The sequence below is a fragment of the Rhizobium sp. R711 genome, from assembly GCF_002211365.1.
In the GTDB taxonomy this organism is placed as follows: Bacteria; Pseudomonadota; Alphaproteobacteria; order Rhizobiales; family Rhizobiaceae; genus Rhizobium.
The window spans coordinates 556,029-579,098 of the sequence record NZ_LOKZ01000001.1 but is presented as its reverse complement, the minus strand read 5'-3'; the positions used below and the strand labels follow the sequence as shown (position 1 = coordinate 579,098).

22 protein-coding genes are annotated in these 23,070 nt (G+C 58.0%); 8 read left to right on the top strand and 14 right to left on the bottom strand.

Going from position 1 to position 23,070, the window contains the following annotated elements:
• Positions 1–2: 2 nt before the first annotated feature.
• The 3 genes from ATY80_RS02695 to ATY80_RS02685 are packed head-to-tail and all read right to left on the bottom strand — an operon-like array spanning position 3 to position 2,547.
• Complete coding sequence (locus tag ATY80_RS02695) at positions 3–773, bottom strand: ABC transporter permease (RefSeq protein ID WP_088690929.1); 771 nt, start codon at positions 771–773, stop codon at positions 3–5.
• 10 nt (positions 774–783) lie between these two features.
• Positions 784–1,779, bottom strand: coding sequence for an ABC transporter substrate-binding protein (locus ATY80_RS02690; RefSeq protein WP_088690928.1), 996 nt, complete (start codon positions 1,777–1,779; stop codon positions 784–786).
• A 12-nt stretch (positions 1,780–1,791) separates the two neighbouring features.
• Positions 1,792–2,547 carry an ABC transporter ATP-binding protein gene (locus tag ATY80_RS02685; protein ID WP_189637067.1) on the bottom strand — a complete coding sequence of 252 codons (756 nt, stop codon included), beginning with the start codon at positions 2,545–2,547 and terminating at the stop codon, positions 1,792–1,794.
• A 217-nt stretch (positions 2,548–2,764) separates the two neighbouring features.
• Here ATY80_RS02685 and ATY80_RS02680 point away from each other — a divergent pair, with 217 nt between their 5' ends.
• From ATY80_RS02680 to ATY80_RS02665, 4 genes are all read left to right on the top strand, one after another.
• Positions 2,765–3,484 (top strand): GntR family transcriptional regulator, encoded by a 720-nt coding sequence (locus ATY80_RS02680; RefSeq protein WP_088690926.1) that lies wholly within the window; start codon positions 2,765–2,767, stop codon positions 3,482–3,484.
• A 410-nt stretch (positions 3,485–3,894) separates the two neighbouring features.
• Positions 3,895–4,734, top strand: a complete 840-nt coding sequence (locus ATY80_RS02675) for a DUF6030 family protein (RefSeq protein ID WP_088690925.1) — start codon at positions 3,895–3,897, stop codon at positions 4,732–4,734.
• A 571-nt stretch (positions 4,735–5,305) separates the two neighbouring features.
• Positions 5,306–5,671: a hypothetical protein gene (locus ATY80_RS02670; RefSeq protein WP_141105533.1), complete on the top strand. Its 366-nt coding sequence runs from the start codon at positions 5,306–5,308 to the stop codon at positions 5,669–5,671.
• 431 nt (positions 5,672–6,102) lie between these two features.
• Complete coding sequence (locus tag ATY80_RS02665) at positions 6,103–7,380, top strand: DUF3422 family protein (protein ID WP_088691471.1); 1,278 nt, start codon at positions 6,103–6,105, stop codon at positions 7,378–7,380.
• Positions 7,381–7,479: 99 nt separating this feature from the next.
• Here ATY80_RS02665 and ATY80_RS02660 read toward each other — a convergent pair whose 3' ends face one another.
• From ATY80_RS02660 to gabD, 4 genes are all read right to left on the bottom strand, one after another.
• The gene (locus tag ATY80_RS02660; protein ID WP_088690923.1) at positions 7,480–9,021 is read right to left on the bottom strand and encodes a SpoVR family protein; all 1,542 of its coding nucleotides are present in this window, start codon (positions 9,019–9,021) and stop codon (positions 7,480–7,482) included.
• Positions 9,022–9,030: 9 nt separating this feature from the next.
• Positions 9,031–10,347 carry a YeaH/YhbH family protein gene (locus ATY80_RS02655; protein WP_088690922.1) on the bottom strand — a complete coding sequence of 439 codons (1,317 nt, stop codon included), beginning with the start codon at positions 10,345–10,347 and terminating at the stop codon, positions 9,031–9,033.
• Positions 10,348–10,372: 25 nt separating this feature from the next.
• Entirely contained in the window at positions 10,373–12,322 is a 1,950-nt protein-coding gene (locus ATY80_RS02650; RefSeq protein ID WP_088690921.1) for a PrkA family serine protein kinase, read from the bottom strand.
• A gap of 408 nt (positions 12,323–12,730) precedes the next feature.
• Positions 12,731–14,185 (bottom strand): NADP-dependent succinate-semialdehyde dehydrogenase, encoded by a 1,455-nt coding sequence (gene gabD, locus ATY80_RS02645; RefSeq protein WP_088691470.1) that lies wholly within the window; start codon positions 14,183–14,185, stop codon positions 12,731–12,733.
• 227 nt (positions 14,186–14,412) lie between these two features.
• Here gabD and ATY80_RS02640 point away from each other — a divergent pair, with 227 nt between their 5' ends.
• From ATY80_RS02640 to ATY80_RS02625, 4 genes are all read left to right on the top strand, one after another.
• Positions 14,413–15,105, top strand: a complete 693-nt coding sequence (locus ATY80_RS02640) for an RNA polymerase sigma factor (RefSeq protein ID WP_088690920.1) — start codon at positions 14,413–14,415, stop codon at positions 15,103–15,105.
• 87 nt (positions 15,106–15,192) lie between these two features.
• Positions 15,193–15,717 (top strand): DUF4142 domain-containing protein, encoded by a 525-nt coding sequence (locus tag ATY80_RS02635; RefSeq protein WP_088690919.1) that lies wholly within the window; start codon positions 15,193–15,195, stop codon positions 15,715–15,717.
• Positions 15,718–15,728: 11 nt separating this feature from the next.
• Positions 15,729–16,046: a cupredoxin domain-containing protein gene (locus ATY80_RS02630; RefSeq protein WP_088690918.1), complete on the top strand. Its 318-nt coding sequence runs from the start codon at positions 15,729–15,731 to the stop codon at positions 16,044–16,046.
• 102 nt (positions 16,047–16,148) lie between these two features.
• Positions 16,149–16,736: a YigZ family protein gene (locus ATY80_RS02625; RefSeq protein ID WP_088690917.1), complete on the top strand. Its 588-nt coding sequence runs from the start codon at positions 16,149–16,151 to the stop codon at positions 16,734–16,736.
• 17 nt (positions 16,737–16,753) lie between these two features.
• On the opposite strand, the gene ATY80_RS02620 is transcribed toward ATY80_RS02625, so the two are convergent.
• From ATY80_RS02620 to ATY80_RS02590, 7 genes are all read right to left on the bottom strand, one after another.
• Positions 16,754–17,776 (bottom strand): LLM class flavin-dependent oxidoreductase, encoded by a 1,023-nt coding sequence (locus ATY80_RS02620; protein WP_088691469.1) that lies wholly within the window; start codon positions 17,774–17,776, stop codon positions 16,754–16,756.
• Between the two features lie 129 nt (positions 17,777–17,905).
• Positions 17,906–19,450 (bottom strand): DHA2 family efflux MFS transporter permease subunit, encoded by a 1,545-nt coding sequence (locus ATY80_RS02615; protein WP_088690916.1) that lies wholly within the window; start codon positions 19,448–19,450, stop codon positions 17,906–17,908.
• Between the two features lie 46 nt (positions 19,451–19,496).
• Positions 19,497–19,874, bottom strand: coding sequence for a VOC family protein (locus ATY80_RS02610; RefSeq protein WP_088690915.1), 378 nt, complete (start codon positions 19,872–19,874; stop codon positions 19,497–19,499).
• 387 nt (positions 19,875–20,261) lie between these two features.
• Positions 20,262–20,483 carry a hypothetical protein gene (locus tag ATY80_RS02605; RefSeq protein ID WP_088690914.1) on the bottom strand — a complete coding sequence of 74 codons (222 nt, stop codon included), beginning with the start codon at positions 20,481–20,483 and terminating at the stop codon, positions 20,262–20,264.
• A 439-nt stretch (positions 20,484–20,922) separates the two neighbouring features.
• Positions 20,923–22,017, bottom strand: coding sequence for a helix-turn-helix domain-containing protein (locus ATY80_RS02600; protein ID WP_245306765.1), 1,095 nt, complete (start codon positions 22,015–22,017; stop codon positions 20,923–20,925).
• A gap of 138 nt (positions 22,018–22,155) precedes the next feature.
• Complete coding sequence (locus ATY80_RS02595) at positions 22,156–22,494, bottom strand: hypothetical protein (RefSeq protein WP_088690912.1); 339 nt, start codon at positions 22,492–22,494, stop codon at positions 22,156–22,158.
• Between the two features lie 18 nt (positions 22,495–22,512).
• On the bottom strand, positions 22,513–23,067 hold the full coding sequence (locus ATY80_RS02590; RefSeq protein WP_088690911.1) for an ATP-binding protein: 555 nt from the start codon (positions 23,065–23,067) through the stop codon (positions 22,513–22,515).
• Positions 23,068–23,070 lie beyond the last annotated feature (3 nt).

The window sequence follows — 23,070 nt, the reverse complement described above, 5'->3', positions numbered from 1 at the left end:
CGTTATTGACCGCGCCAGCCTTCGTAGTGGCGCTCTATCCGTCGAAACACGAGGCTCTCCATGAGCCACGCGGTGAATCCGATCAGCGCGATGCCGAGAAGCACCTGCGCCGAATTGCCGACCTGTCCGCCCATGGCGACCATCCAGCCGATTCCTTGGGAGGCGCCGATCATCTCGGCCGCGACAAGCGCCCGCCATGCCTGGGCAAAGCCGATACGTAGTGCGGCGATCAGGAACGGGAGGGAGGCAGGAAGATACACATGGGCCAGCAGTTGAAACCGTTTGGCACCCAGAACGCGCGCCGCGCGCACTTCCCCAAGGCCGATGGAAAGCACGCCTTCCTGGACCGTTACCGCCATCGGAAAGGCTGATGCGATGAATATGACAACGGCGATCGAGAGATAGCCGAGGCCGAAGAAGATCAGGCAGAGCGGCGCCCAGGCAATTGGAGGGATGGCCATGAAAAGGCCGAGCAGCGGCTGGGCGAACTCCCGGAACGGTCGCCAAAGTCCGGTGGACACGCCGATGAGCACAGCCGCCAGGATCGCCGCGCCGAAGCCGCCGAACTCACGCAACAAGCTGGCCAGAAACTGGCGGCCGAGTTCGCCGGACTGGATCCAGCGCAGTCCCTCGGCTGCCACTTCCCAGGGCTGTGGCAGCACATAAGACGGAACCCTGCTGGCTGCGAGACACCACACGGCAAGCAGGAAGGGAAGCGCTGCCCAGCGCCAGGACGGCTGCGGAGAACGCCGCCGCGCTGTCAATGTCTTCATCGATCGGATCTCACTGCTGAGCGGCCGCTTTCGCGGCAAAACTGTCGTCAATGATGTCATCGACGTTCAATGGCTTATTGAGAATGCCGAGATCGACGGAGTAGTTGATGAGCCGCTGGATGAAGGCGCGGTCGGACAGTTCGATTTCCGCGGACCAGCCGAGGCGTTTCCTTGCCTCGGCGACAATCGCTTCCGGCGGAACGACGGTTCCGTCCGCGGTCTTCACGGGCTCCAGCTTGAAACTCCGTGCGATGATCCGATTGGCCTCTTCGGGGTGCTCCCGCAGAAAGGCGATGGCCTTGGCATTGGCCTGCAGCAATTTGACGAGATCGTCCGGCCGTTCTTTCAGCGTCTTTGAAGGTGCTGCAACGACATACCATGGATAGCCCGGCAGAGCGCCGTTCACGTCGAATACAACGCGGCCAGCGCCGCGGAGCACCGACTGACTGATGAAGGGCTCCCATGAAAAGGCTGCATCCACCACGCCTGTATCAAGCGCTGCGTTCATATTGCCCACCGGCATCTGCGATAGTTGCAGGTCAGTGTCCGGATTGAGACCGGCAGTCTCTTTCAGGACGAAACCGCGCAGCAGCACGTCCATGCCGCTTCCTCTGTTGACGCCGGCGAGCTTCTTGCCCCTGAGGTCTGAGAGCGATTGAATCGAGCCGTCGGCCTTCGCGATCAAGGCTGCCTGACCATAGTTCACTTTGGCGATGATCTTCGCTTCGAGCCCGCGCGCGGCCCATTGATAGACGGGCGGGGCGCCGATATAGGCCACGTCGATTTCCCCTCCCGCCACCGCCTGCTGAATGACGGGGCCATCGCCAAAGCCCTTGAGCTCGACGTTCAAGCCCTGTTCCCGAAAGTAGCCCTTCTCTTCGGCGATGAGAGTCGGCGCGTTGGCCATGGCCTGGACCCAGCCGATACGAAGCGGCCGGGATTCCTGCGCAACGGCGGGCGAAGCAGCAGCAAGTGCGAAAAGGGCTGCAGGTAGAATGCGTTCCATCGGATGTCCCCTTCAGGTGGCTGGTTGATTGCTGGTCATGACCACGGCGATTTTCTCGGCGAGGCGTTCGCGCAATTGCGCAAACAAGGGATTGGCACGTGTGTCTCGCTGGTCGCGAGGGCGCGGCAAATCGATCGTCACTTCGGCCGTGATGCCGGTTGGAGGCAGGCCGAGAACGAGGACTCGGTCCGCCAGATAGATCGCTTCGTCGATGTCGTGTGTGATGAACAGCACGGTCTTGCCCAAGCTCGACCAGATGCGGAGCAGTTCGTCGTTGAGGGCTGAGCGCGTCATGGCGTCGAGCGCTGCGAAAGGCTCATCCATGAGCAGAAGGCGCGGCTCAAGCGCCAGCGAACGCGCAAGCGCGACCCGCTGACGCTGGCCGCCCGACAATCGGTGAGGCGGCTCTTCCGCCTTTTCTTCCAGGCCAACAAGTCGCAGAAAATGCAGGGCGATCGCCCTTTGCTCCTGTGGTGATCCCCTACTGTTCATACGAAGGCCGAAGCGGACATTTTCCAAAACGCTCAGCCACGGGAAAAGGTTGGGTGACTGGAAGACATATCCGAGTGCCGGATGTTCCGGCGCGACCGGGGCGCCGTCTATGGTGATATGACCCGATTGGGGGCGCAGGAAGCCGGACAATAGATTGAGCAATGTCGACTTGCCGCAGCCCGACGGACCGAGGATCGCGACGAATTCTCCCGGAAGGGCTTCCAGCGAAAATTTTTCGAATATGCTGCGTCGGCTGTCGGGATAGGCGAAACCCATGCCATTCACCGAGAAGGCGGCACCGGGTGAATGCTGCCGAGTTGGGGAAACAGATGCCATATTGCGTTTGAATAATCCGACGTTGGAAATTGCCCCAGTTTGTAATACATTATAATACAGGCTATCAACGTGGAGCCTTCCCTTGTCCTGCAGCAAAGGAGAACGCTATTCCAAAGCTACAAGAGTCCGTGGTCTTTTTAACCCCGATGGAAAACAGATGAGCCTGATACGCGACAACCCGGTGGCTATGTATCTCCAGATTGCTGATCGCCTTCGTCGAGAGGTCGCCGAAGGGACATTCGAGCCCTCCGGGCGACTGCCATCGGAGTCGCAAATCATGGAACGTTTCAATGTCAGCCGCGTGACTGTCCGCCTCGCACTCGATCAGCTTGATAAGGACGGGCTGATCGAGCGCAGGAAAGGCAAGGGCACTTTCGTGGCCGGCAAGCAGGTCCGCCATCAGATCGATACGCTGCGCAGCTTTCACGAGTCGCTGAAAGTGCAGGGCTTTGATGCCACGATGCGGATCGTCGAACTGACAGCGATTGAAACACCGTCGGCGTTTGTCTCGTTATTCGGAGCAAAATGCGCCCTTTTGGAGCGCCTTCACCTGGTGGATGACGAGCCCATTGCCATGGGTCGAAGCTTCTTGCCCGCCGTCATGTCCGAACTGGATTTGGAAACGGTCGAACAACGGCCGACCTATGCACTCCTTCGCGACAAAGCAGGCGCGGATATTGCGTCTGCCGACATCGCGATTGGCGCGCGCGCCGTCCCCTCTCGAATATCGTCACTGATCGGCGCTGCCACGGATGCGGTCTTGCTTGTCCTCGAACGAACCTCATATTTCGATCATGGCGCCTGCGCCGAGTGGTCGGAATTCTTCATCCGGCCCGAGCGATACAAGTTTGTCCTTGGCAGTCGAATGTCCGCCTGATCGAGGACCTTGAGAAAAAAGATCATCTGCCAGCGCGCCTCTGGCATCGCTAACTCAAGATCAATACTTCGTATCCGCTCAAGGCGAGAAAAGAACATACACATAATAGTGGCGAGACCAGAAGTTCGCGAAAATTCACCGAGAAGACCGACGGAGCGTCATCGCCGATTCCCTGTTTGATCAAGCTGACCATGTTGTGACGACGGAGCCACTGCATTCGCGGTAACATCGGCCAGATGTTTGGCCAAAGTCGATGGAATCTCCCTGAAAATGCCTGAGGATGTCGGACACCTTAAGCCAGAGTGCGAACGCCTTACGCAGAGGTTCGCTTGACGGTGGATACGTTCAACACCAAACTTCTGGTGTTGAAAGGTGAGTCGGCTTGCTTAGCTTGGCTTTGGAGGTTCCTCATGCGGAGCAACCGCCGCTGGCTGCTTTGGCCAGCGCTTTTGATACCCTTTTTGCCGCTTTGGGGTATCGTCGTTCATCATAGTGAAATCCGCCAACTCGAAGATACTGTCGGGCTCTTTCAACACGGAACCCTTGACAAGACTGCTCGATCATCTCGCATGGCGGTCCGCCCCGATACGGCCGCTCCTTTTGTGTTTCCCTCGATGGTTATATCGCCGTACCTGATGGAAACCCCGAAGCAGGAGTTGGCAAGTCAGTTTTTGCGGATGTGGCGGGTCTCGGGGCCTCACATATGTGGCGCACTTCGAGAGGCAGGCATCGAGATGAGCGAATGGAAAGCCGCATCGATTCGCAATCGCAATTACGAATGTTATTTTCAACGCATCTATGAGCGGAACGAGACGCGTCCTCTGAGCTCGATCTTCCTCAGGGTTCGCGGAAATCAAATCGGCGATATCCTTGAAATCGGCGCCAAGCTCGTTGGGCCAGACACAGACGCTCAGGGGCGTCTCTCCCCGGCCGTCCTGCGCATTTTCGAGATCATTGTGAAGCAGGCGTGCTGGCGTGATTTTGAGGATGCACTTACGTCGATCCAAAATCTTCGCGCTGTCGAATACGAACGATTCGGGGTGCATCTTAGCTTCATGCGCGAAGCTGGCAGCGAAAATAGCTTTAATTTTGCTCTTGGTCTGAAGGCGACTTCTGGTTCGCAGATGAGGACCAAGACGTATTTTTCGACAGACCGACGGCTGGTCACGAGAGACCCCCGCAGTGTTCCTGCGAACATCATTCCCACGGACAGTCTTGTCACATCCCTATCAGCCAATTGCGTTCATTAACGCGCAAACACCGTCACAATCTGAGATCGAGCTGGGATATCGCCAGCTCCAGCGATCATAAGCGATGAAAGCGTCACGCAGGCCGATCGCTACTCGCCCCTGATTGGGATCGCTCAGTTGCGCTATGGTTGGTTGGCGGTTTCCGTTCCCGATTAAAAGGGAAGAGAATGAATCGATTGATGGACTGATCAACAGAGATTTTTCGCTTTCATAAAAGCAAAAATTCATTCGAGTTGTTCGTCGGGGCGATCCCCCGCGTCTGACTTTTTTCCCTCAGCGTCGCTGAAGGAGGATGTATTTCATATAATGAGATTGTCGACAAGCGAACGGATCTGGCAGTGGCCCCGTGTCGCCGGTTAGCCCTCCTATGCGATCGGTAGGGCAGCACGCTGGAAGGCGGGTTGCTAAGTGCCATGGGTTTTCACAAAACGGCGGGAGTAACAACCGTCGTCGGTGCCGGTAATTGGTCTTGTGACCGCGCTTTTTTGCAACTGACAGGAACCAAATCTTCGTACGGCTGTTGAACTCGAAACGGCAGGGTAAGACCCGGCACCAGGCGCAAGAAGCATTATTGGGCGTTTCGACGCCAAAGAGGCTGGTAAGGCGGCACAGAAAACAAGCGCAACTTATTTCGGTGCTGCAAAAGGGAGCGCAGTGCGGGTTTGATATGACAACCTTCTATTTTACCACGCAGGACAGTGAACGCGCGTTGGACGACGGGGAGAGCTACGATTTGCCTGATCTGCTCTCCGCAATCGATGAGGCGAAAAACGTTCTTTCGGAAATGGCTGCGGACGGCATTCCGCGAAACGACGGCCAACAGCTGCTCGTCGAAATCCTGAATAGTGAGCGTGTTCCGGTGGTGCGTCTGACGTTGGGCTTGGAGATCGCCTTCATTGCAGTTGAAAAGGGAGACGAAGAGCATATTGACCGCTAGCTAGCCGCAATTTCAAAGGGGGCTCGGTTGTGGTTTTGCGGTTGCCTGCCTGGGCGGAACGCCCTCTTGGATATATCCGGGCCCGGGCCGACCGGCACCATGTCAACGACTTCCGGGCAATCCTCATTCGCCAGATCTCACCATGAACGCGAGGCTCCCGGCCTCTGCGCAGACTGTGGCAAACGGTCGCGCGACCTGATCGTGCTAGACAGGCATATGAGGAGATGCTTGCATGCAGCCGGCTGAGGGGCCTATATGGGGATATCATCATGGACATCCGGAATCTCCTTGCGAATGGCAAGGGGCGCACGAACGTGTCAATGCGTATCGAAAGCGAACCGGTCCAGCCTGTCCAGTTGCACTCGAGACCCAAGCCCGGCTACAGCATTGACAGTGATGATCGCAAAACACGCACCGAAAGGAACGCGCGCATGACGCAAGGAAGCTTTGGCTTTCCCCCTGCGGAACTTCGAGGAAGGGCTTTGGGGGAAATTCATGCGCGACCCTATGCGCTCGTTCAGGCACCACGCGTCATCTTACAGCTGGCTTTCTTGACGGAGAGCGCCGGGGATAATGACCATGAGATGCTTGCCGATCTTTCCCGCTCCAGCGGTGTTGCTCCGCCTGCCCGCGAAACCAGTCATCATGCGATAAGCTGGGGCCAGGGAACGCTGCGGTGGGAGCGTCATACCGAGTTTTCGACGTACTTTTGGGATTGTCCGGCACCCGAAAGGTTCGGTGCCGCCATCGCCGTTCATCCGTTCGGAGACGGTTTTTCGCCGCCGGGGCCTTTCATATCGGGAATCCGTCTTGAAATCCGGCCCGATACATCGGAGACGGCGCAGGAGATTGCCGTCTTCGATCCGACGAGCCTGTGTAGAAGCGAACTGAGAAACGGCCAGGCAACGATCCTCACCGACTTTCGCCAGGATGGCGACGGATTGACGAAATTTCTGGTAATCGATCGTGGTATGTCTGACAGTGCGCGCGGCGCCTTGGTCCAGCGCTTACTCGACATCGAAACCTATCGCACGCTGGCAATGGTGGGCCTGCCGCTTGCACAGTCCCTTTCACCCGAAATACGCCAGATCGAGTCTGGCTTGACCGCCATTACCCAGCGCATGAAGCTGCATGCGCGCGACGAGGCGGACCAGATGCTATCGGAGATAACGCGTCTGGCGGCCGAGCTGGAGGCGAACGCGGCGCTCAGCCTCTATCGGTTCGGAGCAAGCCGCGCCTATTACGAGATCGTCCAGGAACGCATTCGAGCGTTGGCCGAAACCGCGATACCAGGCAGCGAGACGCTTGGCTCCTTTCTTGAACGGCGACTGGCTCCGGCGATGCGAACCTGTCAGTCCGTCGAAGAGCGCCAGGCCAATCTTTCGCGCAAACTGGCCCGGGCAACGGCCTTGCTGCGCAGCTGGATCGATGTCGAACTCGAGCGTATCAATACGACGGTGCTAAACTCGATGGATCGTCGGGCGCAGTTGCAGCTACGCCTTCAGCAGACGGTCGAAGGCCTGTCGGTGGCGGCAATCTCTTACTACGTCGTCGGGCTCTTCGGTTACGTTGCGAAGGGTGCGCACAATGTCGGCTTTGAGGTGTCTCCAGAAACGTTGACCGGTATCTCCGTTCCGGTCGTCGTTGCCGGCATGTGGCTTGTCGTGCGAAGCATCAGGCAAAGACATGCCGAAGAGGACAAGCATTGACGCTTCTGTGTCGTCCGCCGCCCGCAAAAGGTGGTCCATTCGGGGACACCAACGCCATTCGCTGATAGAAGACACAGATGTCGGTTTAGCCGCTTGGCTTCAGATCTGCGCTGTCGAACACTCATAGAGAACCGCGCCGGTTGCGGCATCGACTCCGCTCAGGCTGACGTCGTAGCCCCAGAGATGGCGAATATGGCCGAGCGTCGCATCACGGCTGTTCTCTTCCAAGAGGATGCCATTCGTCACGTTGTGCTGAAGCCGAAGCTGCCGATCACCAAGCAAGTCGACGTCGACAACTTGAATGTCGGGCTGTCTAGCGCCGACATCATAGCTGTGGGCAAGTGCCGATCGGATCTTTGAATAGCCGCGCTCGTTGTGGATTGCCGAAACTTCGCAATAGCTGTCGGTGGAGCGGTCGGAGAGCAGGAAGAGGCGGAATTTACGGATCATCGCCGGGCTGAGATATTGCAGCATGAAGGACTCGTCCCGGTGGTTTGCCCAGGCATCGAGTAGTGTCCCCTGCCAATCGCCATTGCCGGCAAACGATGGAAACCAGTCGCGATCTTCCTCCGTCGGTTCCATGCAAATGCGCTCGATGTCCTGCATCATTGCAAAGCCCAAAGCGTAGGGGTTTATGCCCGGAAAACGCGGATCGTCGAAAGCGGGCTGAAACACGACGTTGGAATGGCTCTTCAGCAATTCCAGCATCGCTCCCTCGCTGATCCGGCCCTGATCGAACAGGCGGTTGATGATCGTGTAGTGCACGAAGGTCGCACATCCCTCGTTCATCACCTTGGTTTGACGCTGCGGGTAGAAATATTGGGCGATCACGCGAACGATCCGGAGAAGCTCGCGCTGCCACGGATCAAGGATGAGGCTGTGCTTTTCGAGGAAATAGAGCAGGTTCTCTTCCGGAAGATTGAGAACCTTCTTGCGTTCGGATGCATCGCGTTCGGCGTCTTCCGAGTCGCGGCTTTCGGCTGCCAGCGGCAGCGTGCGCCACAAATCGCTGTAGGTCTGCTCTTCGTATTCCAATCGCTCCCGGGCGCGCTCCCTGACCCTTTCGGAGGAAAGGCGCGGCGGACGACGGTAACGGAATACCCCCTGATCCATCAGGGCGTGCGCTGAATCGAGGATCGCCTCCACCGCGTTCAACCCGTGCCGTTCTTCGCACTTGGCAATGTATTTCTTCGCAAAATCCATGTAGCTCAGAATTGCGCCGGCATCGGTCCATTGTCGGAAAAGATAGTTGTTCTTGAAGAAATGGTTGTGGCCAAAGGCCGCATGTGCGGTCACCAGCGCCTGCATCGCCATGGTGTTTTCTTCCATCAGATAGGTGATGCAGGGATTGGAATTTATGACCAGCTCATAGGCTAGACCGCGCTGGCCCTTCCGATACAGGTTATCCTCGAAGATGAAGCGTTTGCCGAAGGACCAGTGTTGATACATCAAAGGCATGCCGACCGAGGAGTATGCATCCAGCATCTGCTCGGAGGAAATGATCTCCAACTGGTTGGGATAGACGTCCAATCCCATCTCGTCGAGTGCAACCGTCTCGATAGCATCGTAGGCGCGTGAAAGGGTCGCAAAATTCCAATCGGAACCGTCAAACAGCAGGCCTGAACTCGAGCGTCTCGCCATTGGTCGTCCTTACTTGCGCGTGCGCAGGGCTGGCTGTCGGGTAAAGAGCTTGCGGAACACGGGATAGATGTCTGCGGGTCGGGAGATTCGCGTCATCTGAAAATTCGGTACCTCCCCGTCGACGGTGCGATAGGCGCGCCACAGCGACGTGCCGTTGTCGGTCGTTCCGAAGATCTCGGTTTCGCGCTCGTCGATGATCTCGACATAGGCATAATATTGACAAAGACGCATCAGGTGATCGCGAAGCAGCGCCGCACAGCGTTCGGAATCACCGCTGATGTTGTCGCCGTCGGAGGCCTGCGCAGCGTAGATGTTCCACAGATGCGCCGGATAGCGTTCCTCAATCACGCGAAGCATTTCCTCAAGCGCGGTCGAGACGACCGTCCCGCCACTCTGCTTGCTGTAGAAGAACGTCTCCTCGTCGACCTCATGTGCCTCGTCGGTATGGCGGATGAAGACGATCTCGATCCGCTCGTAGCGGCGGGTCAGGAAAAGGTGGAGCAGGACGAAGAAGCGTTTTGCAAGATCCTTTTCCCGCTCTCCCATCGATGCCGACACATCCATCAGGCAAAACATCACGGCGCTGGCATTGGGAAGCGGCTGGCGCTCAAAGCGGTTGAAGCGAATGTCGACCGGATCGACATAGGAGATGCGCTTACGTCGACGCTCCAGCTGCTCCAGTTCCTCACGCAGAGCCTGCAGACGCCGGCGGTTGGCTGCAGACAGCTCCTTGTCGGCCTCCAATGCGGCGATTTCATCGGCAAGTGCTTTCACTGCAGCTTCGCTCGGCCGCTGCAAAGCAATGCGACGGCCGAAGCTGTTGCGCATGGTGCGCCCGACATTGATGTTCGTGGGTGTTCCGGCGGTGCTGAAGCCGACGCGGTGCGACTTGTAGGTCACCGTCTCCTTCAGGTTCAGCTTGACCATGTCAGGCAGCTCAAGATCCTCGAAGAAGAGATCGAGCACTTCGTCGCGCGACAAAATGAACTGGAAGTCATCCTCACTTTCGCCGCGGCCCGCGCCATGGCCGCTGCCGCCCCCGCCGCCCTGGGGCCGCGACAGCTTGTCGCCAGCCATGTATTCCTTGTTTCCTGGCAGAATATACTCGCGCTCTCCGCTGTCCGAGGCGGGCTGAAAGGTCGGCTCGCCCGCGCCGCGTTTGGGCATCGGGACGCCATGGGCAGCGTCCACGTCGGCAATCTTGTCGGACTTGACCTGTTCCTTGATGGCCCGCTTCAGTTCCTCGCGGGCACGCTTCAGGAAACGCTGCCGGTTGCCGAGGCTCTTGTCCTTCGGGTTGAGCCGGCGGTCGATGAAATTCGGCATCTGCCAATCCCTCGGTTCAGCATCGTCAACCGGCCTTGTTGACCCTCATGTACCAATCGACGAGCCGCCGAACCTGCCGAACCGTGTAGCCACGCTGTGTCATGCGCTGGACGAATTCGGCGTGCTGTTTTTCCGTCGAGCTGTCCTTCTTGGAGCCAAAACTGATCACCGGCAGGAGATCCTCCACCTGACCGAACATGCGCTTTTCGATCACTTCGCGAAGCTTTTCATAGCTCGTCCAGGCAGGATTGCGCCCATGGTTCTTGGCACGGGCGCGTAGCGTGAACTTAACGACTTCGTTGCGGAAGTCCTTGGGGTTGGCGATGCCGGCTGGCTTCTCGATCTGCGACAACTCGCTGTCGAGTATCTCCCGATTGAGGATTTGTCCGGTATCGTAATCCTTGAAGTCCTGGTCCTCCAGCCATGCATCGGCATACGCGATATAGCGGTCGAACAGGTTCTGCCCATATTCGCTATAGGATTCCAGATAGGCCTTCTGGATTTCATGGCCGATGAATTCGGCGTAGCGGGCAGCAAGCTCCGACTTGATGAAATCAAGATAGCGCGCTTCTGTTTCCTTCGGAAACTGTTCGCGTCGGATCGCCTGCTCAAGGATGTACATCAGGTGTACGGGGTCAGCAGCCACCTCCTTGGTATCGTAATTGAAGGTTTCCGAGAGAACCTTGAAGGCAAAGCGCGTGCTGATGCCGGTCATTCCTTCGTCAACACCGGCCGCATCACGATACTCCTGTACGGACTTGGCCTTGGGATCGGTGTCTTTGAGGTTTTCGCCGTCATAAACGCGCATCTTGGTGTAAAGCGGTGAGTTTTCATGGACGTGCAGACGTGTTGCAACCGTAAAGCGGCTGAGATTCTCCAGCACCTCGGGGGCACACGGGCTCTTTGCCAATTCGCTTTCGCGTAGCAGCTTCTCGTAAATTTGCCGCTCTTCGGTGACCCGCAGGCAATAGGGCACCTTGACCACGAGGATACGGTCGAGGAACGCCTCGTTGTTCTTGTTGTTCTTGAAGTGCAGCCACTCGGACTCGTTGGAGTGAGCAACGACGATTCCCTGGAAGGGAAAGGCGCCAAAGTTCTCGGTGCCGTTATAACTGCCCTCCTGTGTTGCAGTCAGCAAAGGATGCAGCACCTTGATGGGCGCCTTGAACATTTCGACGAATTCGAGAAGCCCTTGCGTCGTTCTGTTTAGTCCGCCGCTGTAGGAGTAAGCGTCCGGATCGGCCTGGCTGAAGTTTTCAAGCTGGCGGATGTCAACCTTGCCGACGAGCGCCGACACGTCCTGGTTATTCTCATCACCCGGTTCGGTCTTGGCGATTGCGATCTGCCGCAAGCGGGAGGGCGTCAGCTTGACGACACTGAACTTCGAAATGTCGCCGCCGATCTCATCGAGCCGCTTTGTTGCCCAGGGCGAGATCAGGCCGGTGAGCCGCCGCCGTGCAATCCCATACTTGTCTTCCAAAAGCCCTGCCATGCGTTCAGGATGGAAGAGGCCGAGCGGGGACTCGAATATCGGACTGACCTTGCCGTTGACTGCCAAGGTGTAGATCGGACGTTGCTCCATCAGCCTCTTGAGGCGCTCGGCAAGTGACGATTTGCCGCCCCCGACCGGCCCAAGCAGATAAAGGATCTGTTTTCGCTCCTCGAGCCCTTGCGCGGCATATCTGAAGTAGCCGACAATTCGCTCGATCGTATCTTCCATTCCGTAGAAATCAGAGAAGGAAGGGTAAATCTTGACGGTGCGATTGGCGAAAATCCTGCCAAGCCGCTCATCTGCGCTGGTATCAATAAGCCTCGGCTCGCCGATCGCTTCGACCATGCGTTCCTGGGCCGTCGCGTACAGGCTCTTGTCATCGCGGCAGGCGAGCAGGTATTCCTGTAGGCTCAATTCTTCTTGCGCGGCGCTTGTGTAAATTTCCGAAAAAAGATCGAAGACGTCGCTTTCACCTTTTTGCATGATGCTCTCCCGCGGCCGGCTGATTGAAACGGGATCGCTGCCCTGTCGGCGCGCCTGTTGAGAAAACGGCAGAACCTAGTATTCGTTCCTTCAAATACTTAGAGGTGTTCGAAATTGGCTCGGGAAGGCCATAGAGCATCTTGATCGTCTCCATTCTAGCGCTTAATCGCGACTCAAATGATGAGCAGTGCTGATTGCTAATATGGCACGAAAGACGTGCAATAACCATGGCCAAGGTAATCACGCTATCAGTAGGAACAGCGTAATTTCGGTTGATAAGACGCTACGCCGGCGAACAAAATTACACTTTTGACTGGCCGCATTGCTGTGGCGGCAGCCTCAGACCCGCTGCCGTCTCGACTAAAGGAGAGTATCGGGACCGTGCTACCACGGCCCCGTTTCGGGCGTTCAGCTGATGGCGCCGAGGCAGACGTATTTGATCTCCATAAATTCCTCGATTCCATATTTCGAGCCCTCGCGTCCGAGGCCAGACAGTTTGACGCCGCCAAACGGCGCTTCGGCCGTCGAAATCAGTCCCGTGTTGACGCCGACCATGCCGTATTCGAGAGCCTCCGCCACGCGAAAGACGCGGGAAAGATCCTTGGCATAGAAATACGAAGCGAGGCCGAACTCGGTATCGTTTGCCTGAGCGATCACATCGGCCTCGTCCTTGAAGCGGAAAAGCGGCGCCACGGGCCCGAAGGTCTCCTCGCGCGCAACCACCATCTCCTTGGTGACGTCGGCAAGCACCGTCGCCTCATAAAAAGTGCCGCCCAGCGCATGGCGCTTTCCGCCCTGGATGACACTCGCCCCCTTGGCGAGCGCATCGGCAACGTGTTCCTCGACCTTGGCAAGAGCCGGCGAGTCGATCAGCGGTCCGAGAATGACGCCTTCATCGAAGCCATTGCCGGTCTTCAACTTGCCGACGGCTGCCGCAAGCTTCTGCGAAAAAGCATCATAGACGCCATCCTGCACGTAGAGCCGGTTGGCGCACACGCAGGTCTGGCCATTGTTGCGGAACTTGGCGATCAGCGCACCTTCGACGGCAGCATCGAGATCGGCGTCGTCAAAGACGATGAAGGGCGCGTTGCCACCGAGCTCCAGACCGAGCTTCTTGATGGTCGGCGCGCTCTGTCTGTAGAGCTCGGCGCCAATTTCGGTGGAGCCGGTAAAGGTCAACTTGCGGACAGTCGGATTGGCCGTCATTTCGGCGCCAATTTCGCGTGCCGAGCCGGTGACGACGGAAAACAGGCCCTGCGGGAGGCCGGCGCGCTCGGCAAGCACGGCAATCGCGATGGCCGAAAATGGCGTCTGGCTGGCCGGCTTCAAGACCATGGCGCAACCGGCAGCAAAGGCAGGTCCGGCTTTGCGCGTGATCATCGCGTTCGGGAAATTCCAGGGAGTGATGGCGGCGACCACGCCGATCGGCTGCTTCATCACCATGATGCGCTTGTCGGGCTGGTGGCCAGGGATGAGATCGCCATAGACGCGCCGGCCTTCCTCTGCGAACCATTCGATGAAGCTTGCACCATAGACAATCTCACCGGTTGCTTCGCCAACAGGCTTGCCCTGCTCTGATGTCAGGATGCGGCCAAGATCATCCTTGTTGTCGATCATCAGCTCGAACCATTTGCGAAGAATGGCCGAGCGTTCCTTGGCGGTGCGTGCCGCCCAACCCTTTTGGGCAATGCGTGCGGCCTCGATCGCAGCTTTTGTCTCTGCCATCCCAAGCTTCGGCACACGACCGATCACCTCACCGGTCGCAGGGTTGTTGACCTCGATCGCATTCGAAGGTTCGGCCTCGATCCATTTGTCGCCAATGAGAGCTGCCTGACGAAAGAGTGTCGGGTCCTTGAGGTCCATCTTGTCCATCCCATTCAGAAATTATAGCGGTCCGCTTCTGTGAAAGCCTTTAGGCAAGGTCGGCATCTTTTTCGCCGTGTCAAACTCATCCACCTAAAAACGGCTGCTGTATAGAGACAAGCCGCAAGCCTCACGGGGGGGGAGGGGACAGACTGAGGACAAGACGTACGATTTTTCGGGAACCTTTCGGACCGGACGCCATCTACAGTCATGCGAAGGAGATGACGATGTCGCACGCCCGAACCAACCGAGAAGGAGGCGATACGCTTGCCGATGTCGAGCTTGCGCGTCGAGCGATCGCGCGTGATCGCCAGGCATTTCGCGCCATCATGACGACCCATAATCAGCGGCTTTTTAGGCTCGCAAGAAGCATCCTTCGCGATGACGGCGAGGCCGAGGACGTCGTTCAGGAAGCCTACATGCGGGCATTTGCAAATCTCGAGCGCTTCCGCGGAGAGTCGTCACTGGGGACCTGGCTATCACGGATTGTGATCAACGAGGCACTTGGGCGTCTGCGCAAGAAGCGGCGGGCAGCCATTAACGTGAATTCCGCCGAACAAGGCAGCGGCGCGACGATCCTCCAATTTCCTGTCGACGACAGCAGCAGCGATCCGGAGAGGACAATGGCGCAGCGACAAATCCTGCAGCTGGTCGAACAGGCAACCGATGCGCTCCCAGACACCTATCGAACCGTGTTTGTCGCGAGAGTGATCGAGGGGCTGAGTGTGGAAGAAACGGCGCACCTGCTTGGTTTACGCGCAGAAACCGTCAAGACGAGGCTGCATCGCGCCAGGCGCCTGGTGCGGGAGCGCCTCGATGAGCAGATTGGTCCAGTGCTGCTTTGCGCATTTCCCTTTGCTGGTCGCCGTTGCAAGCGTCTGACGGCTGCGGTGATGAGTCGCCTTGGTTTTGTCGACTGATGTTGGGAACCTAATCGTTTGACCAGCATCCAATGTTCGTACCAGGCAATAACACCCGGCCTCGCGGTTCGGGCCAAGGAGGTTCCCATGCATACTCGACAGATTGCAATTCTCGCCGCGCTTTGTCTGCCTGCAATTGCGCCATCGGCATGGCCTGCAGACAAGCCGACGGACGCGCAGATCGCACATATTGCCTATACCGCCGGCAACATCGATGTCGAGGCGGCAAAGCTTGCAATCTCAAAATCCAAGAACAAGGAGGTTGTCGCCTTCGCCGAGGATATGGTGCGCGATCATGAGGCCGTGAACAAGCAGGCCCTCGCATTGGTCAAGAAGCTCAAGGTTACCCCTGAAGACAATGATACAAGCAAGTCGCTGACCAAGGCTGCGACCAAAGAGCGAGCCAACCTTGCCAAGCTTACCGGAGCGAGCTTCGACAAGGCCTATGTCGCCAACGAAGTCGCCTATCACAAGCAGGTCAACGGCGCGCTGGAGACCCTGCTGATCCCGTCTGCAAGCAATAGCGAGCTCAAGGACCTGCTGCAAACCGGGCTCAAGGTCTTCCAGGGGCATCAACAGCACGCAGAACATGTCGCTGCCGACCTGAAATAGGAGATATCAGCATGTTGAAGCGGCATTTGTGGATCATTGCGGTCGCTGCCTCAATCCTCGGTGCCGTTCCGGTGCGGGCGGAAACAGTCACGGTGACCATCGAAAAGATGATGTTTTCGCCCGCAAGGATCAGCGCAAGACCGGGCGATACCATCGAGTGGATCAACAAGGATGTTCTTGCCCATACGGCGACCGCAATGGGTGACTGGGAGGTGATCATCCCTGCGGGTAAATCGGGAAGTGTGGTATTGAAGACAGCCACTTCGGTCGATTATTACTGTCGCTTCCACCCGAATATGAAGGGTCAAATCTCGGCACCGGCGCACTAGCGGGCTTAAGCACCGCTTAGATGCATACGCGACCTCGCCGCGGTCCGCAATCGTTGGACAAACCAGCTTCGCGCAGCGGTCAAGCTGTCCTATAAAGCATTCATGTATTCGCTGGAACGTCCCACATCTTTCGAGCAGATCGTAAAGAAGAGCCGCTTTCTCGCAATCGGCTTGCCAATATCGAGCGAGTTCGAGGCGAAGGAGGCGCTTGGCCGGTGCGCCCATGGCGACGCCAATCACAATTGCTGGGCCTGGCGCATTGGCAAGGCATATCGTTTCAGCGATGACGGAGAGCCAAGCGGAACGGCAGGAAAACCCATATTGCAAGCAATTGACGGTCAATCCGCTGACAAGATACTGGTGATCGTGACGCGCTGGTTTGGCGGCGTTCTTCTCGGCACCGGCGGGCTGATCCGGGCCTATGGGGGTACGGCTGCGGCTTGCCTACAGGCTGGCGAACTGGTCGAGATCGTCCCAACCCTGGAGGGAACGATCAGTGCGGAGTTTTCCGACCTCGCGATCCTGAAGGCAAGGCTCAAGGCCTTTGGAGGCGTGGAGGTCCTCGGCGAGACATTCACCGATTCCGGTGCCCAGATCAGGGCGAGCTTTCCGGAAGCGAAATCGCAGGACATTGCCCGGCTGATCGCCGACACGACAAGCGGCCGCAGCGCGCTTGCCTTGAACCAATAGGGCAAGCGCGTCGGGACTTAACGCCAGCCGAGAGCAGGTGCTACGTACTTGAGGATTGCCTCGATCACGTGGGCATTGTATTCGACGCCAAGCTGATTGGGGACCGTCAAGAGCAGGGTATCAGCTTCAGCAATGGCTTGGTCGTCGGCAAGCTGTTTGACCAGCGCCTCCGGTTCGGCCGCGTAGGAACGACCAAAGATCGCCTTGGTGTTTTCATCGATATAGCCGATCGAATCCTGCTCCTTGCTGCCGCGACCAAAATAAGCGCGATCGCGGTCGTCAACGAGCGCGAAGATGCTGCGACTGACCGACACGCGTGGGGTGCGGTCATGGCCGGCTTCCTTCCATGCCCCGCGATAGGCGCGGATTTGCGCGGCCTGCTGTATGTGGAAGGGTTCACCGGTTTCGTCATCTTTCAAGGTCGAACTTTGCAGGTTCATGCCGAGTTTGGCTGCCCAGATTGCGGTTGCGTTGGACCCCGCACCCCACCAGATGCGCTCGCGCAATCCTTCCGAATATGGTTCAAGTCTGAGCAGGCCTTGTGGGTTCGGGAACATCGGACGCGGGTTGGGCTGAGCAAAACCATCCCCTTTGAGCGCTTCGAGGAACACCTCGGCGTGGCCGCGCCCCATATCGGCGTCTGTCGAGCCGTCACCGGGCTGGTAGCCGAAATAGCGCCAGCCATCGATGACCTGCTCCGGTGAACCGCGGCTGATGCCGAGCTGCAGGCGCCCGCCTGCAATCAGATCCGCGGCTCCGGCGTCTTCAGCCATGTAAAGTGGGTTTTCGTAACGCATGTCGATGACCGCAGTGCCAATTTCCAAGGTCTTTGTTTTGGCCCCGACTGCCGCCAGCAACGGGAAGGGGGAGGCAAGCTGCCGGGCAAAATGGTGAACGCGAAAATAGGCCCCATCCGCGCCAAGTTCCTCCGCGGCTACGGCAAGGTCGATCGACTGGAGCAGCGCGTCGCCCGCAGAGCGGGTCTGCGACTGGGGCGAAGGCGTCCAGTGGCCAAAGGAGAGAAAGCCGATTTTCTTCATGATTTTGCCCTGTTGAATAGCGCCGTTTGCCATGGGATTTGAGACTGCCATAACATGGGAAACGGTGTCTGCGATGAAAAACGATTGAACGCTCTGTTCACGCTTTGGCGTTGGCGCCGGCGAGCCAACTCACTGCGGCGGTGCGACCGGTCTTGCAAACGGCAGAAAGAGCAGTGCGCAGCCTGTCAATACAGCGACGAAAAGCCACGCCTCGTTGATCGCCTGGACGCTTGCTGCCGTCTGGACCAGCGGATCGAGAATGGCGGTGGTGTCTTGATTGAAAGCACCTATGCTATCTAAGATCGTTCCAGACGGAACCCCGATAAACGCTGCCGTGTCCTGGTCGCCGGCACGCAGCTTCTCCCATAATGCCTCCTCAAGCGGCTCCGATCTCGTGTAGATGATCGTATCGATCACAGCGATGCCGATCGCTCCGCCGAGGTTGCGCATCAAGTTGAAAAGCCCGCTTGCGTCAGGCACTCGTGCAGCCGGCAAGGTGCCAAGCGCCAGCCGCGTTGGTGGGAGCAAGCAGAACATGATCGCTGCACCGCGCACCAGCTGCGGCCAGAACATGGCATCATAGTCTGAGCGTGGATCCTGGAATGCGCTCATTGCCAGTCCGATTGCGAACAGTGCGAAGCCTGCCGCCGAAAGCAGGCGTGGATCCGTTCGCTTTTCCAGCAAAACGGCGATCGGTGCGGCGATCAGCTGCGTGATGCCCGTGACCAGCATCGTCGTTCCAATTTCCAAGGCATTGTGCCCTCTGATGAAGGCAAGGAAGACCGGCATCAGATAGACCGAGCCGAAGAGGCCTGTCCCCAGCACGAAGCTGAGGGCAGAGCCGACCAGGAAATTCCGGTCGCGGAAATGATGGAGGTCGACGATCGGGCGCATCGCGCGCAGCGATCGGTATGCAAATGCGCTCCCGGACACCAGGCTGAGCGAAAGCAGGCTCAGGACGTAAGGCGAAGCCCAGCCGCTCGTCGGCGCTTCCTTCAGTCCCAGTTCGAGGCTGGTCAGCGCCAGCGCCATCATGAGGAGCGACAGGGCGTCAAGATGCCGAACTCCGGAGGATTCGTCCTTTTGTCGTGGTAGGAACCGCCATGCCACGAGCGCCGAGATAATCCCGGGGATAATGTTGATGAGAAAGAGCCAATGCCATGAATAGGTCGCGGTCAGCCAGCCGCCGATGATCGGGCCGACCGTTGGGGCAAGGACGGCCAGCACGCCAGCAATGGTCGTGGCAACTGCCTGGCGCTCATTTGGAAACAGGATGAAAACCGCCGAAAACACCGCTGGAATCAAGGTGCCGCCGGAAAAGCCCTGAACCGCTCGCCAGGCAACCAATTCGCCGAAGCCGCTGCTTGCCGCACAGCCCCCGGATGCGACGACAAACAGACCGATCGAGGCGACGAATAGCCATCGCATCGTTAGGATGCGCATGAGCAGACCGGTGAGCGGAATGGCGACTACCTCCGCGATGAGGTAGATGGTCTGGATCCAGCTCATTTGGTCAGGATCGATATTGATGGCTTGTTGGATCGTCGGCAGCGACGTGGCGACCACCTGCACGTCCAGGATCGCCATGAACATGCCGACGCACATCGCAACAAAGCCCACCCAAATCACCGTTGAAGGCGAACGAGAGGAGGTGGGCTCAAGGTGTTGCGACATGGGTTACCTTGCGATGCGTCGTCTTCCCGTCAACCGGCGCCAGCCTTCATTCAGGGTGGTGGAAAAAAGCTTCCAGGCGATAGCCATCGGGATCGATGACGAATGCGGCGTAATAGAACGATGCGTATTCAGGACGTATGCCGGGTTCGCCATTGTCCGTCCCGCCATTGGCTATGCTTTTTGCGTGAAAGCCTCTGACACCTTCCTCGCTGTCGGCAACAAAACAGAAATGCAGTCCCGACTCCATATCAGGCACAACCGGGCGCTCCGCGAGCTTGATCCAAAGCTGTGGCTGTTCTGCGCCGTAACCCAGCCACTTGTCACTCGTTGAAAGCCTCGCATAGCCCAATGGCAAAAGTGCAGCATCGTAGAACTTGCGGGCGCGCTCAAGATCGGACACGCCGATAGAAACGTGATGAAACATCATTCCTCCTTGTAGGCGCGGCGCCATCTTACATTCGAGCCGCGGCCATTGGCTGCTCGCAAACTGTACAGCGTGATATCTGTAAAGCAAATGACTGCATAGCCGGTCTTTCGCATCGATATGGCCAATCGCTCTGATGACCCGCCTGGCCAAACCGGCAGTGAAGCAACAACCGGGCAGACGACGCGATCGCCTACGACTATATCCAATCGCTGCCACACTTAAACTCGAGGGGAGGGCTCGAACAGCTTTGAGCGGGATTTATGCAGTCAAACGACCAAGGCCCACCGCCTCGCATCAATCGCGGAGCGGTGGGCCTCGGCTGCGTTGAAGGGATTGGCATGTCCGCGATCGCCCCCAGCTGCGATACGCGCACGGTACTCAAGACTAGTTTGCCGTAACCCTTCGAGCGAGAGCCATTACATAGTCGTCGGCGATGTCGGCCAAGGTCAGAGCGACCTCCGATTCCTTCCAGCCCGCGGATACGGCTCGCTGCACGAAAGCCCGAAAGGCCTGTGCGAGGACTTCTTCGCGCTCGACGACGCGGTATGGATCATTTGCAGGATATCGAGGATTGCTGATCCGGATCGTAGGATTGGTAGGTTCCATGACATTCCCCTGAAGTTGCTTCAATTACAAAGGACCGCATTGCGATGCGCTCCGGCTACTGACTGCACTGCGATTATGCTTCTTTATTAAGGGCTTACAGGGCGCCTGTCGTTAGCTGCGCATCCAGAAACTTGCAGCAGCGTACATTTCTGCGGCGGTTTGGACCGCGCCACCCCGCTCTTGCCGCTAATCGATACTGGAACGCGAATGCAGGTCAGGTGCGGCCTGGCATGACTAAAGCACGGGCGGGGTCTTCAGCTTCGCTTGTCGCCTTTTAGTGCTTTGTTGTCCCGGATGCCTTTGGCCCGAGATCGGTTCCTGCTTTCGCAAGACGTGCTCTGGTCGAACGGACGCCGCCGCGAGCCGGACCTTTGCATTTGCGGATTGAGTTGGGAAGGCAACCATTGCGCTTCAGCGTCGGACGACACCCTCAACGCGATCAAGATCGGGGACTGTGCCCGAGCGTTCTCAACCATTTGTCGAAGGATTGCGCGCCGTCTGCCTGGCCTGCCGACTCGACCGTGTAGCCGAGATAGGACGGCATGGCCACGGTTCTCGCCTCACGCGGGCTGTAACCGAACTCCTTGCTAAAGGCGCGGCTGAAATGCGCGGGCGAGGAAAAGCCTGCTGCAAACGCGATGTCGACGATCTGTTGCCGGTTGGAAGTATCGCTCAACGCTGCATGGGCCGAAAGCAGCCGTCGTCGTTGAATATAGTGGTGGACCCCCCCGTCTGCCTCGAAAGCCTGATAGAGCCGTGTGCGGGAAATGCCCAGCTCCCGACACAAACGATCGGTCGTGAGGTCAGACGACGTCAAATTGTGCTGGACGAAGCGGTAAACGCGCTCCTTCAGCGGCAGATTGCTATGTGTCTCTTGCGATGAATGGTGGGCTGGCGATGAGGAAACCCAGGTCAGGATCATGTCGCGAATGGTCTGGACAACGTGCGGAAGATCGACCTGCGCCAACTGCGCGAGCTTCGCCTCCACCCCATCCAGATAGTCGACGAGCAGTTTGGCGCGTGTTCCGGAAAGTGCGATGTTGTTCTTGATCCCAGTGGAGGCAGGATGGAGCAGTTCCCGCGGCAGATAAAGGGACAGGGTCTCCGCGTCCGTCGATCGACCGCGAAATGGATGTCCCAAGCTGCGCAACTCCACAGTTCCAGGCTCGCCCTCAGAAACGTTCCCGCCGACTTCCGTCCATGTGCGACCGCTGCGCAACACGGCGACATGCCAGTGGTCGATGGGGCTCGACCTTACCTTCGCTTCCGAACGCATGTAGCTGTGGGCCGGCGTGTTTTGCTGTACCATGAGGATGCCGCCGAGGTTCCAGGCTACGTGGTCGGCCGCAAAGCCCATGGCAGAACCATCCGGGCGCCGGATATCGACAAGCGGCGCGACATAAGCCTGCCATGCGGCAAATTGCTGTTCCCGATCGAGGTCGCGCGTGGAAAACCGCAACGGCCGCAATGCTGGTGGTGGTGCCGGGTGCTCGTCCTGTGATTTCGCTTCTCGAGGAAAGCGACGACGTTCCATCTGCACAGCCCTGCCGTCGTCGCCGACGCCGGCATCGGCTTGTGAAGGGGCGGAGCGCGATCGTTCGTCGTCTGGCAATTCGGCCTCCATTTTCGATCAGGCGAGCACTGCCCTCTCTTTTCACTCGGTCGTCTGCCGTCAGGTCATCCGCAGGTCCACGCCCGGATGCAGTTTCTTCAGGTTGGGCAGTGACTTCGTCTGCCATGAAATCTGCGATGACCCCAAAACAGTCAGGTGAATATCCGGGCGCTTGCGGGCTTCGATCGTCAGCTTGGCGAGCAGGTTGATGCCGGAGGAATTAAGGAACTCCAGGCCCGTCAGGTCCAAGGTGGTTTTGTCGCCTCCATTTTCGAGCGCCTTCATCGCGAGTGCTTGGACGGGCGCATACGCATCCGGTCCAGACAATCGCATTGTCCCATCAAAATAGACGGTGCTGCCTTCAGACCAGACGCGGTAGGCTTCTTCTTTAATTTCCATGGCGCACCTCTTGCCGTTTCATGCCGGAATTGCCATCGCGGCATAGGTTTCAAGCCTTGTTCGTTCGCGAGAACCATCCTCCTCGAAGAGCCAGGCAAACTGCACCTCGTAGTCGCTCATCAAGGTCAGCAAACCCAATCCAGACGCATCACCGGTTGCGGCCGTGGCATTTGCCTCGATCTGCCTGATAAGCAGATCGCCCGGGTCGCCGCTTGTGACCTTGCCGAGCAGCTGCTTAAATCTGTCAGCCGTTTCGCTATCGACGAAGTTTGACACCCTGAGTCGAAAGCAATCTGGTTGTGCAAGTGCTTCTACCACGACTTCTCCTCGAAGGCGAAACTTAATGGCGTTTTCGATCAGTTCGTTGGCGAGATAGCCGATGTCCTGTTTGAGCTGATTATGGATGCGCCTCGAGGGACGAAACCTCGGCGCCATCATCTCGGCGATGAAATCGGACGTCATGCCGGAGTGCTTCCAGGCAAGATCAAGCGGACCGTCAAGCAACCGAAGTCGGAAGGCGTGGGTCGCATCGGGAATAGTGAGATGTTCCTGCCCAAAGACCATGATCGTCATGTC